General features: G+C 69.7%; 11 protein-coding genes and 1 pseudogene. 6 read left to right on the forward strand and 6 right to left on the reverse strand.

Features of this window, described 5'->3' with window-relative positions; all coding sequences use genetic code 11:
- Positions 1-176, reverse strand: a pseudogene (locus tag AB0M52_RS22795) (HAD family hydrolase); the annotation flags it as partial.
- Positions 177-311: 135 nt separating this feature from the next.
- Here AB0M52_RS22795 and AB0M52_RS22800 point away from each other — a divergent pair.
- Both AB0M52_RS22800 and AB0M52_RS22805 read left to right on the forward strand, forming a co-directional pair.
- Complete coding sequence (locus AB0M52_RS22800) at positions 312-839, forward strand: hypothetical protein (protein ID WP_363957022.1); 528 nt, start codon at positions 312-314, stop codon at positions 837-839.
- 215 nt (positions 840-1054) lie between these two features.
- Positions 1055-1699: an N-acetyltransferase gene (locus tag AB0M52_RS22805; RefSeq protein WP_363957024.1), complete on the forward strand. Its 645-nt coding sequence runs from the start codon at positions 1055-1057 to the stop codon at positions 1697-1699.
- A gap of 163 nt (positions 1700-1862) precedes the next feature.
- Here AB0M52_RS22805 and AB0M52_RS22810 read toward each other — a convergent pair whose 3' ends face one another.
- Positions 1863-2747 (reverse strand): NAD(P)-binding domain-containing protein, encoded by an 885-nt coding sequence (locus AB0M52_RS22810; RefSeq protein WP_363957027.1) that lies wholly within the window; start codon positions 2745-2747, stop codon positions 1863-1865.
- 49 nt (positions 2748-2796) lie between these two features.
- On the opposite strand from AB0M52_RS22810, the gene AB0M52_RS22815 reads away from it, so the two are divergent.
- Genes AB0M52_RS22815 through AB0M52_RS22825 form a run of 3 tightly spaced genes read left to right on the forward strand, consistent with a single transcriptional unit; the run spans position 2797 to position 4351 of the window.
- Positions 2797-3189 (forward strand): MerR family transcriptional regulator, encoded by a 393-nt coding sequence (locus tag AB0M52_RS22815; protein WP_363957030.1) that lies wholly within the window; start codon positions 2797-2799, stop codon positions 3187-3189.
- Between the two features lie 47 nt (positions 3190-3236).
- Positions 3237-3791 (forward strand): hypothetical protein, encoded by a 555-nt coding sequence (locus tag AB0M52_RS22820; protein ID WP_363957033.1) that lies wholly within the window; start codon positions 3237-3239, stop codon positions 3789-3791.
- Between the two features lie 11 nt (positions 3792-3802).
- A complete protein-coding gene (locus tag AB0M52_RS22825) occupies positions 3803-4351 on the forward strand; it encodes a hypothetical protein (RefSeq protein ID WP_363957036.1) in 549 nt (182 codons plus the stop codon).
- A 279-nt stretch (positions 4352-4630) separates the two neighbouring features.
- Here AB0M52_RS22825 and AB0M52_RS22830 read toward each other — a convergent pair whose 3' ends face one another.
- From AB0M52_RS22830 to AB0M52_RS22845, 4 genes are all read right to left on the reverse strand, one after another.
- Positions 4631-6007 carry a GH1 family beta-glucosidase gene (locus AB0M52_RS22830; RefSeq protein WP_363957039.1) on the reverse strand — a complete coding sequence of 459 codons (1377 nt, stop codon included), beginning with the start codon at positions 6005-6007 and terminating at the stop codon, positions 4631-4633.
- 35 nt (positions 6008-6042) lie between these two features.
- Complete coding sequence (locus tag AB0M52_RS22835) at positions 6043-6882, reverse strand: carbohydrate ABC transporter permease (RefSeq protein WP_363957042.1); 840 nt, start codon at positions 6880-6882, stop codon at positions 6043-6045.
- The gene (locus tag AB0M52_RS22840) at positions 6875-7855 is read right to left on the reverse strand and encodes a sugar ABC transporter permease (RefSeq protein WP_363957045.1); all 981 of its coding nucleotides are present in this window, start codon (positions 7853-7855) and stop codon (positions 6875-6877) included. Before AB0M52_RS22840 ends, AB0M52_RS22835 begins: the two co-directional genes overlap by 8 nt.
- Positions 7856-7920: 65 nt before the next feature.
- Positions 7921-9216, reverse strand: coding sequence for a sugar ABC transporter substrate-binding protein (locus AB0M52_RS22845; protein WP_363957047.1), 1296 nt, complete (start codon positions 9214-9216; stop codon positions 7921-7923).
- A 144-nt stretch (positions 9217-9360) separates the two neighbouring features.
- Between AB0M52_RS22845 and AB0M52_RS22850 the strand changes: the two genes are divergently transcribed.
- Positions 9361-10560 carry an ROK family transcriptional regulator gene (locus AB0M52_RS22850; RefSeq protein WP_363957050.1) on the forward strand — a complete coding sequence of 400 codons (1200 nt, stop codon included), beginning with the start codon at positions 9361-9363 and terminating at the stop codon, positions 10558-10560.
- Positions 10561-11036: the final 476 nt, after the last annotated feature.

Here is an 11036-nt window from a genome sequence, read left to right on the forward strand (position 1 = left end):
ATCTGCTCACCGATGGACGTGCTGGACCGGCCGATGAAGCGCTCGATGACCTCTGCCTCGGTCAGCGGCCAGCCCAGTTCCGCGCCAAGCGCGATGTTGAGACGGACCGCGATGCGCTCGCTGTCGACCAGCACCCCGTCGCAGTCGAAGATGACAAGCCCGATCGGATTGATCATCCGGAAAGGCTAGTCGAGTGGGTGGGGCGAACTTGGCGGCACCAACGGTCCCCGAAGGCGTCCCATCGCCGTCACCGCCGAGGTGGCGGCCAACTCGGACAGGTCGACAAGCGTGCACACCGTATTGTTTCGGCGATGATCGAGACTGCTGTCCCGGCCACCCGCAATCGGCGTGGCACCACGGCGTTCGTCCTTGCGTGCATCAGCCTGGTGCTGTCGCTGATCACGTGCTGTGGGGCCGGGGTGGTCGCCAGCACCGCCGGAATCGACCTGCTCCCAGTGCAGTCCAAGCCGCAGGTCGCCAGCGCGGCTCAGGTGGAAGCGGTCGCTCACGTGACCCTGCCGCCCGGTACCGTGCTGCTTACCGCCGCCTACAGCAACGGCCTGGAAACCCTGCTTTCGGCGAAGTTTCGGATACCCCGCAGCGAGCTCGACGCCTTCATCGCCACGGCGAAGTTCACCGCGACTCCCACACCCGGACTACGGGCAGTCGCCGCAGAACACAACGTCGGCGGCGGCGACCTGTGGGACCCCGAAACCGCCAAGGCCGTCTCCGGCATCGATGAAGAGCAACCCACTGCCGACGGCACACGCCGAGCTGTCCTGTTCAACCTTGATGCCCCCGACGCGGTGACCGTCTACTTGTACGCCAGCCGCGGCTGAGCCTGCCGCGAGCGGTGAACCGTCTGTGTCGGCGGCATGCACGCCCAAATAATCACCTCGAACCACCTGTATGGGCACGGGTTGGAACGCCGAGGGCACGCGGACGACATCTGCGCCCAGATTGGGCGCGATATCGACCTCGGGCGCGCTTCAGCGTGCGTGCCAGTGGATATGGTCGAACCCGTACGGGTGTGTGACACGTGGAGTGGACGGGGATGGTCGAGACGATGGTCGTGGTCGAGCGGGGAGACGTACTCGGCGAGGGATACCGGCGCCGCATCACCGAGGTCTACGTGCGCAGCTTCGCGGCGGACTTCGTCGCGTTCTCGCGCGATACTGGGAAGTTGGCCGACGCGTTCGAGCACATGCTGCTGCTCGAACGGTTCTACGTCGTGCTCGTGGACGGGGAGCCCGCCGGCCTCGCCTCGCTCACCGAGGGCGACCAGACACTGTTCGCGCCGCGTCGGCGGGAGATCCAGCGTCATCTCGGGCTGGCGCGCGGACTGCTCGGCTACGCGGTGATCCGGAGATGGTTCATGCGCCCCTCCGACGACGCCCGGCCCGGGCTCGCCGAGATCGGGTTCGTCGCCACCGAGCCGGCCTATCAGGGTCGCGGCGTCGCGACCGCGTTGCTGCGTCACCTGCTGGCGTTGCCCGGGTATCGCGAGTACGTGCTCGAGGACATCAAGGACACCAACGTACCCGCCCTCGGCCTCTACGCCAAGCTCGGCTTCACGGTGTACAAGCGTCGGAAAGTGCGCTTCGCGCGGCGCGCCGGGTTCACCGAACTCGTGTCGATGAAGCTCGTGCAGGACTCCACGTCGCAGCCGACCGACGACCGATCACCCGGAGCCGTCTGACGGGACACTGAGCTCCCCACCGGGAGCGTACGGTGAACGCCGCCGGCGCGTCGTCCTGAGCGCGGTCGGTAGCCCGAGGGGGCTACCGACCGCGAAGCCGCGCCGAGCCATGCCTGACCTCGGCAGATGGGCCAGAGCTGCTTGATCCCGGCGTCGGGAACGGTCAGTCGCTTCGGGGCTTGGCGAACTCTTCGATCAGTACGGGATACTGCTCCCCACCGTGTCCGGCGGCGATCGAGCGGTCGGCCATCGCCTTGATCAACTTCGGCAGTTCGGCGTTGACACCCACCGCCTCGCTCTCCTCGACCAGGTGTGCCATCGCCCGCGCGTCGGTCTCCAGTGCCGACACCTCGGCCGGGAAGGAGCCGCTGTCGATCTGCTCGGCATACCCCGGCAGCCATTCGGCCACAACGGCAGCGATCTGCTGCGCGAACGGCGCATAGGTCGCGGCGTCAACACCGGCCGTCCTGAGCAGGGCAGTGCCCTGGAGCCAGGCGTTCAGGACGCTCCACATCATGGCCAGGCCAGCCACGTCGTACAGGGACGCCAGGCCAGGGTCCGCACCCAGGTAGGTGACGGTGCCGAGCGCGCCGAGGGTCGGCCTGTGCGCCTCGAAGTCCTTCTGCGGCCCGCTGTGCAGAATCACCGCCTCGGCGGTCCCGATCGCCGGCGGGATGGCCATGATGGCGCCGTCCAGGTAATGGGCGCCGCGCCGCTCGGCCCAATGGGCGGCTTCCCTGGCCTGGGCCGAGCTGCCGGAGGTCAGATTGATCAACATCGTGCCGTCCAGCTCGATATCGCTCGCGCCGAGCAGCTCGTACATGGCCTGGTAGTCGGTGACGCAAAGGATCGTCAGGGAACCTGCCTTGAGCGCCTCGCCAACCGTTGGCGCCAGCCGCGCACCCCCGGCCACCAACTGGTCGGCCTTGGAGGTCGTACGGTTCCACACGGTTGTGGGATGCCCGGCCTTCAGGAACGCGCCGGCGAGTGCCTGGCCCATCAGGCCGAGTCCGATGACCGTCACGGGTTTATCGGTGTTGTTGGTCATGGCAGCATCGTCAACGTTGATACCGGTGTGAAGGTCAAGCGAGGGTTCGATGCTGATCGGGGAACTGAGTCGCCGGACGGGCGTCAACGCCCATCAGTTGCGCTACTACGAGACCCAGGGCCTGCTGGAGGTAGACCGCGGCGCAAACGGTTACCGCGAGTACGACGAGGACGCTGTGCTGCGGGTGAAGCAGATCCGGCACCTGCTTGGGGCCGGTTTGTCATCCCAGGACATCGCGTACCTGCTGCCCTGTGCGGTCGGCGAGGCCCCGGAGCTGGTCGGGTGTCCCGAGTTGCTGGCCGCGATGCGGTCACGGCTGCAGCGACTGGACGATCAGATGGACGTGCTCGCTCAATCCCGCGACGCTCTCGCTGGCTACATTCATGCGGCCGAGCGAACGGGCAGCGAGAACTATCGAGACCTGGCGCCCGTCCCCGCCTGAGCAGCCGGGGGCGAGCCCACGAAGTCGACCTGGCACACTCACCCGCCGTGGCGATCTTTCCTGTTCGAGCGGCGCTCACCACGATGCTGGGTGCCGTGCTGCCGGTTCTCTTGCTCGCGGGCTGCGCCGACGGCGGCGCGCCGGCGGTGGCCGCGTCGTCCGGCCCGAGTCGTACTGTGCCGGACGACTTCTGCGACCGTATCGACTACGCGCTCGCGACGTCGGCCCTCGGGGAGGAGATGCCGCTTCCGGTTGGGGATGACAACCGTGGTCCCGGTGTCAAATGCGACAAGGGCTTCTTCGGCGGGTCTGTGATCGTGCAGGTGCAGACCTTTGCCAGCGCGGGTGAGGCCCGCACCGGGTTCGAGCGTTCCGCCACGGTGACTTCGGCGGAGCCGTTCGAGGACGGCTCGATGGTTGTCGCCGATGCGGTCCGTTATCAGCAGACCCGGGGTGACGCCAGGATCGAGATCCTGGATGCCAACGTGATCATGGAGGTCCGGCTGGCTTCCTACTCGGTGAGTGACGAGCAGGCGGCGGCGTTGCCATCGGCAACGGTTCAGGTCGCGGTCCAGGCGTTGGAGTTGACCCGCGAGCCGTGACCCTGTTGGGGATGGTCATGCGGCGGCGGTTGTGGGCCGGCGCGGCTCCCGGCATGGATTCACCTTCTCACCCTGAGGCGGCGAACGCGCCGAATAAAGTGGTGCTGGTGCGACTGACTCGGGGCGATCTTGACGCGACGGACGACGACGCGTTGATCTCCGCCTGTCTAGCGCCCGTCATCGCCCGCATCCGCGGCCGTAGTTTCGACGTGAAGTCGGCCGAGTACGGCGGACTCCCGCCTGCCCAGCGGGCGCTGCTCGCGTTCCATGTGCTCAATGGCCACGCCCACGAGCTGACCAGCTTCTGGTCACACGTGCGGCTCTTCGCGATCGAATGGAACGTCTGGTCGCAGCTGGAGGACTCCGCGCGGTACTTCGCCGACAACCGGCTGCTGGAGGTCTACCGCGAGATCTCGACTGCCGTGCACGACGGATCCGACCGCGACGACGGTGTCGCCATGGCGCTCTACACCGCGTACCGAGCAGCGGTTGCCAACTCCGTCCGCATTGCCGCCGAGCACATCAGGACTTACCCACATCGGTTCGTTGAAGCGTCGTAGGGAACGATCAGGACGCAGCGGGGAGCACACCGTCGGAGGTGTTGACCTGGGCAGCGAATCCCGGTGAAAGCACCGTCGGTCCCGTCGGGCCACGGACTACAGCAGCCACGGCGGAGCGTCCGGGTATTCGTGCCCGAGGCTGGACGTTAAGGAGGCTGGACGTTAAGAAGGGGCCCTTCCTCTACACGAGGCGTTAATAAGGTGCCCTTCCTTTCACGCGGGTGGTGCCCCGGGGCCGCCCGGCGCGGCACCCGGGGCGTCCCGGGCCCCGTCGGCCCGTTATCCGCGCACGGCGACGGGGTCGACCGTCGCGGTGCGCTGCTGGTGGGTGCGGATCAGGTCGGCGTAGCGGGTGCCGCTCGCCTTCATCGTCCGCCGCTGCGTGTCGTAGTCGACGTGCACCAGGCCGAAGCGCTTGTCGTAGCCGTACGCCCATTCGAAGTTGTCCAGCAGTGACCAGGCGAAGTAGCCGGTCAGCGGGACACCCCGGCCGACCGCCGCGGCGCAGGCGGCCAGGTGCCGTTCCAGGTGGTCGGTGCGCTCGGGGTCGGTGACGGTGCCGTCGGCGGCGACCTTGTCCGGCCAGGCCGAGCCGCTCTCGGTGACCAGGATCCGGGCCGGGTGGTACGCCTCGTTCACCTCGACCAGCAGCCGTTCCAGGCCGTCGGGGCAGACCTCCCAGTCCATCGCGGTGTGCGGCGCGTCGGGCACCGGGACCTGCCGGGCGTACGGTGCCGGTCCGGCCGGGTCGTCGGCCACCACCTGCCGGAAGTAGTAGTTGACGCCGAGGAAGTCGGTCGGGGTGGCGATCACCGCGAGGTCGTCGCCGCGTACCGGCGGCTCGATGCCGTACGTGTCGAGCATGTCCGCCGGGTAGCCCCGGCCGTGCAGCGGGTCCAGCCACCAGCGGTTGACGTGCCCGTCCATCCGGGCGGCGGCGACGACGTCGGCGGCGTGGGCGCTGGCCGGCTCGATCGGGCTGAGGTTGAGCACCGGGCCGATCGACGCCGGCCGGGCGGCGTGGGCGCGGATCGCGGCGGTGGCCAGGCCGTGCCCGAGCAGCACGTGGTGGCCGGCGCGTACCGCCCGGTCCAGGTCCCGCTCGCCGGGGGCCATCCGCCCCTCCAGGTGGCCGATCCAGGCGATGCAGAGCGGTTCGTTGACCGTGCACCAGTCGGCCACCCGGTCGCCGAGTCGGGCCGCCACCACGGCGGCGTAGTCGGCGAACGCCTCGGCGGTGTCCCGGTGCGGCCAGCCGCCCCGGTCCTGCAACGCCTGCGGCAGGTCCCAGTGGTAGAGCGTGACGAACGGCCGGATGCCGGCGGCGAGCAGGGCGTCCACCTGCCGGTCGTAGAAATCCAGGCCGGCCGGGTTCACCGGGCCGGTGCCGTCCGGCCGGACCCGGGGCCAGGCGACCGAGAAGCGGTACGCGTCGACCCCGAGGTCGCGCAGCAGCGCCACGTCCTGCGGCCACCGGTGATAGTGGTCGCAGGCGACCTCGCCGGTGTCGCCGTTGTCGACGGCGCCCGGTCGGGTGCAGTAGGTGTCCCAGATGGACGGCTTGCGCCCGTCGGCGCGTACGGCGCCCTCGATCTGGTACGCCGAGGTGGCGACACCCCAGAGGAAGTCGGGCGGCAGCGTGGACAGGTCCGGCACGGGTGGGTTCTCCTCGGTTCTCGCGGTGGACGGGCTCACTTGACCGCTCCGGCGGTGAGGCCGGCGACGAAGTAGCGCTGCAACGCCAGGAAACCGGCGACCACCGGCACGCTCACCACCAGCGAGGCGGCCATCACCTGGTTCCAGTAGACGTTGAACTGGGTGGAGTAGCCCTGTAGCCCGACCGCGAGGGTGCGGCTGTCCTCGTTGGTCAGCACCGAGGCGAACAGCACCTCACCCCAGGCGGTCATGAACGCGTACACGGTCACCGCGACCACGCCGGGCACCGCCGCCGGCAGCACCACCTGGAACAGGGTGCGCAGCGGCCCGGCCCCGTCGACCTGGGCGGCCTCGTCCAGGCCGCGCGGGATGGAGTCGAAGTAGCCGACCAGCATCCAGATCGAGAAGGGCAGCGAGAAGGTGAGGTACGTGATGATCAGACCGGTGCGGCTGGCGTACAGCGCGATGCCGGTGGCGTTGCCGAGGTTGACGTAGATCAGGAACAGCGGCAGCAGGAACAGGATGCCGGGGAACATCTGGGTGGACAGCACGGTCACCGAGAAGACCTGCCGGCCACGGAACCGGTAGCGGCTGACCGCGTACGCGGCGAAGATCGCCACGGCGACCGAGAAGATCGCCGCCACGCTGGCCACCAGCAGGCTGTTGACCAGGTAGCGGCCGAGCGGGACGGTCGACCACATGTCCACGAACGCCTGCAACGTGGGGCGTCGGGGCCACCAGGTGAAGGCGGCCTGCACGTCCTGCAACGGTTTGATCGCCGAGCTGACCATCACGTAGAGCGGGACGAGGACGAACCCGGCGAGCAGGGTCAGCACGATCCGGCGCGTCCAGCGCTCGGTTGCCGTCTCACGCATCGTTCCTCCGTCGGTTGGTCAGCAGCAGGTACCCGGCGGTGACCAGGAGCAGGAACAGCAGCAGCGTCACCGACATCGCCGAGCCGGTGCCGAAGTCCCAGGTCTGGAACGAGCTGCGGTAGATGTGCAGCGAGATGAGGTCGGCCTCGGCCGGCGCCGAGCCGCCGAAGAGGACGTACGGGGTGTTGAAGTCGTTGAACGTCCACAGGAACAGCACCAGCAGCAGGACGAGGTTCACCGGCCGCAGCATCGGCAGGGTGACCGCGTGCAGCCGCCGCCAGAACCCGGCGCCGTCCATGGCGGCGGCCTCGTACAGCTCGTCGGGGATGTTCTGCAGGCCGGCCATGATGCAGAGGAAGGCGAACGGCCAGGTCCGCCAGATCGACACGATCAGCAGGGCGACGAAGCTGTTGTCGCCGATCAGCCAGAACGGCCGATCGTCGAGCAGGCTGAGCTGGTCGACCAGGACGTGGTTGACCAGGCCGGTGTCGCGCTGGAAGAGGAAGGTCCAGGTGATGACGGCGGTGTAGACCGGCAGCGCGTACGGGGTGAGGAAGAGCGCGCGCAGCACCGCCCGGCCCCGGAAGGGCCGTTGCAGCAGCACGGCGGCGGTGGTGCCGAGCACCCAGGACAGGCCGACCGACAGCACCGTGTAGATGACGGTGACCCGGAACGAGCGCAGCAGCTCGGCACCGGCGGCGGAGTTGACGTCCAGCACCACCCGGTAGTTGTCCAGGCCGACGAAGGGCGCGCCGGCCCAGTCGCGGATGTGGAACTGGGTCAGCTCCAGCAGGCTCATCCACGCCCCGACCAGCATCGGGATGACGTGGATCGCCAGTTCCAGCGCGACGGCCGGGGCGAGCAGCAGGTACGGCAGCAGCGACCGGCGGGGCCGGCGGCCGGGCGGTCTGGCCGGTTTCCCGGTGCCCTTGGTGCGGCCCGGGGTGGCGGCCGGCGTGGTGGTGGTTGCCATCGGGGTCCTTCCGCAGGCTGGCCGTGGGAGGGTCGGCGTAACCTCCCACGGCCAGCGGTCTGTGGTCAGCGCATCTGCTGCTGGGCCCGGGTCAACTTCTCCCGGACGCTGTCCTCGGTGACCGGCCTGCCACTGGCCGCGTCGGCGAAGAGTTCCTTGATGGCGGTGCCGACCAGGGTCTCGAAGGTGCTCTCCTCGGGCACCTGCGGCAGCGGTGCCGCGCTGGTGGCGAGGGTCTGGGCGAGGACCTTCTGCTCGTCGGCGGCGAAGGCGGGATCGGCGGCGACGGTGCCGACGGCGGGCAGCGAGCCGTACGTCTTGTTCAGCGCCACCTGCTCGGCGTCGCTGGTCATGAACTTGACGAACTCCAGCGCCCCGTCGCGGTTCTTGGTGTGCTTGAACACCGCGATGTTGATGCCAGCGACCATGCTGTTGACCTGCTTGCCGCCGGCCGGCGGGTTGGCCAGGAACGGCACCGGGGCCACCCCGTACGCGTCGGCGGCCATGTTCTGCGACTGGAGGTTGGCGCCGGCGGCCTGCCAGAGCAGCATCGCGGCCTTGCCGTTGGCGAAGTCGGAGACCGACTGGTTCTGCGCGTACTCGGCGTTGCTCGGGTTGACGATCTTGTCGACGGCCATCAGGTCGATGTAGCGCTTGACGGCAGCGACGTTCTGCGGGGTGTCGAAGCTCGGCTTGCCGGCGGAGTCGAACCAGTCGCCGCCGTACTGCTGGCCGAAGGTGAAGGCGTGGTGGGCATTCTCCGACGGGTTGGCCCCCTCGACGGCGAGGCCCCACTTGCCGTCGCCGGTGAGCTCCTTGCCGACCTGCGCCAACTCCTCCCAGGTGGCCGGCGGGGCGGTGATGCCGGCGTCGGCGAACGACTTCTTGTTGTAGTAGAGCGCGTAGGCGAGGCTGTAGAGCGGCACGGCTGCCGGCGGCTTGCCGGGAGCGCCGGCCGCGGCGAGCGCGGCGGGAACGAACCGGGCCTTGCCGCCGACCTTGTCGAGCGTGGCGTCGTCGAACTCGACCAGTGCGCCGGTGGCCTGCAACGAGGCCGACCAGGTGTTGCCGATGTTCACCACGTCCGGGCCCTGCCCGGTGGTGGCGGCGGCGAGCAGCCGGTTGAGCAGGTCGGACCAGGGCACGACCTCGACGTTGACCTTGATGCCGGTCTGCTGTTCGAACTTGTCCAGCTCGGGCTGGAGGATCTCCTTGTCGGCCTCCAGGCTGGCGCCCTGGTTGCTGGCCCAGTAGGTGAGGGTCTTGCCGGAGTCGCCGGACTCCTCGCCCGAGCCGCAGGCGGTGAGGGAGGCGGCGGCCAGGACGGTCGCGGTGAGTATCGCGAGGTGTCGTCTCGACACGGTCTGCCCTTTCGATCCGGGGGTGGTGGTGGGTGCGACTTACATCACGGCTTAATTAATGTCGTCATTAAAATGGTTCGGCGGAGGGCCGTCAAGCATGGGGTCGTACAGTCGCCCCGGGCGGCCGACGGGATGAGGTGACACGTGGAGCTGGTGCGGGCGACGAACCGCAGCGTCCGGTTGCGCAACCGGTCGGCCCTGCTGTCCAGAATCTTTCTCGACGGCCCGCTCACCCGGCAGGATCTGGTGCGGGGCACCGGGCTGAGCCAGCCGGCGGTGAGCAACGTGGTCGGCGACCTGATCGACGAGGGCCTGGTGATGGAGGCCGGGGCGGCCGAGTCCGACGGCGGCCGACCGAGCATGAAGCTGCGGGTCGCGCCGCGGTACGCCGTGGTGGTCGGGGTGGACGTGGGCGAGACCCGGGTCCGGGTCGAGCTGTTCGACCTCGCGATGACCCTGCTGGCCAGCGTCGAGTACCCGCTCGAAGACGGCGGCACCGAGCCGAGGACGGTGGCCGGGCATGTGCTGACCGGCCTCGATCGCGTACTGGCCGACGCCGGGGCGAGCCGGGCCGAGGTGCTGGGAGTCGGCATCGGCGTCTCCGGGGTGGTCGAGCAGGGCACGCAGGCCGTGGTGGACGCGCAGACCCTCGGCTGGGACCGGGTGCCGCTGGAACGGCTGATCGCCGAGGGCACCGACCTGCCGCTGCACATCGACAACGGGGCCAAGACGCTCGGCCAGGCGGAGATGTGGTTCGGCGCCGGCCGGGGCGCCCGACACGCGGTCTTCGCCCTGGTCGGCTCGGGTGTCGGCGCGGCCGTGGTGACCAGCGGCGTCACCTACCGGGGCGCGTCCAGCAGCGCCGGCGAGTGGGGCCACACCACCCTGGTGTACGGCGGGCGGCCCTGCCGCTGCGGGGCCCGGGGCTGCCTGGAGGCGTACGTCGGGGCCGAGGCGATCATCGACCGGTACCGCGAGGCGCGGCGCGGCCGGCCGGTGCCCGGCGAGGACGAGGAGTCCCAGCTCGCCGCGCTGGTGGCGGCGGCCGACACGTCGCAGACCGCGCGCCGGGTGCTGGACGAGACGGCCGACTACCTGGGCGCCGGGGTGGCCAACCTGATCAACCTGTTCAACCCGGAGCGGGTGGTGCTGGGCGGCTGGGCCGCGATGGCGCTGGGCGACCTGCTGCCCGCGGTACGCGAGGCCGCCGGCCGCCAGGCGCTGCGCCTGCCGTACGCGCAGGTGTCCATCGAGCTGTGCCGGCTGGGCGTGGACGCGGTGGCCCTCGGCGCGGCCACCCTGCCCATCGCCCGTCTGCTCGCCACCGGCGGCGTACGCCGCTGACGCCGGTCACCCCAGCCCGACGCCCGCTCGCCCGACCCGCAACCATTCCGGCCGGCCTCACGCCGGCCCTCGAAACCTGACCGTCACCACCGGTAACATCCGGCCGAACCCCTCCCCCCTGCCCTCACCACCTTTGCTCTGCTTCAACCGACGCAACGGTTACGCCCAGTACCGGCGGCCGCTCGGCAGCGGCCGCTCCGCCGTCGCAGCGCCGCTGCTCAGACGCCATTGCGTGGGTTGAAGCAGAGCAAAGGGCCGGCAGGAGAAGTCAGGTAGGAAGCCGCAGCCGTCACGGACGGTGGCCGTTGCCGACGGTCGCCGCCCTGGGCGGGTCGGTTGCTCACCGTCATGGTCGATCGTCCTCGGACCGCGCCGCCCCAGCCCAGCCCGGGCCTGCGGCGTGCCGACGAGCCCGCCGCGGGCGCGGACGTGGTGACAAGCAGGTGGTGGCGTCAGCGGATGTTCGCGGTGTGGCC

The sequence above is a fragment of the Micromonospora sp. NPDC051296 genome, from assembly GCF_040682255.1.
Classification (GTDB): Bacteria; Actinomycetota; Actinomycetes; order Mycobacteriales; family Micromonosporaceae; genus Micromonospora; species Micromonospora craterilacus.

Bases quoted from the DNA above. Each gene is read 5' to 3' on its own strand.
- AB0M52_RS22800 (WP_363957022.1), top strand. From the start codon at position 312: ATGATCGAGACTGCTGTCCCGGCCACCCGCAATCGGCGTGGCACCACG.
- AB0M52_RS22805 (WP_363957024.1), top strand. From the start codon at position 1,055: ATGGTCGAGACGATGGTCGTGGTCGAGCGGGGAGACGTACTCGGCGAG.
- AB0M52_RS22810 (WP_363957027.1), bottom strand. From the start codon at position 2,747: ATGACCAACAACACCGATAAACCCGTGACGGTCATCGGACTCGGCCTG.
- AB0M52_RS22815 (WP_363957030.1), top strand. From the start codon at position 2,797: ATGCTGATCGGGGAACTGAGTCGCCGGACGGGCGTCAACGCCCATCAG.
- AB0M52_RS22825 (WP_363957036.1), top strand. From the start codon at position 3,803: ATGGTCATGCGGCGGCGGTTGTGGGCCGGCGCGGCTCCCGGCATGGAT.
- AB0M52_RS22835 (WP_363957042.1), bottom strand. From the start codon at position 6,882: ATGCGTGAGACGGCAACCGAGCGCTGGACGCGCCGGATCGTGCTGACC.
- AB0M52_RS22840 (WP_363957045.1), bottom strand. From the start codon at position 7,855: ATGGCAACCACCACCACGCCGGCCGCCACCCCGGGCCGCACCAAGGGC.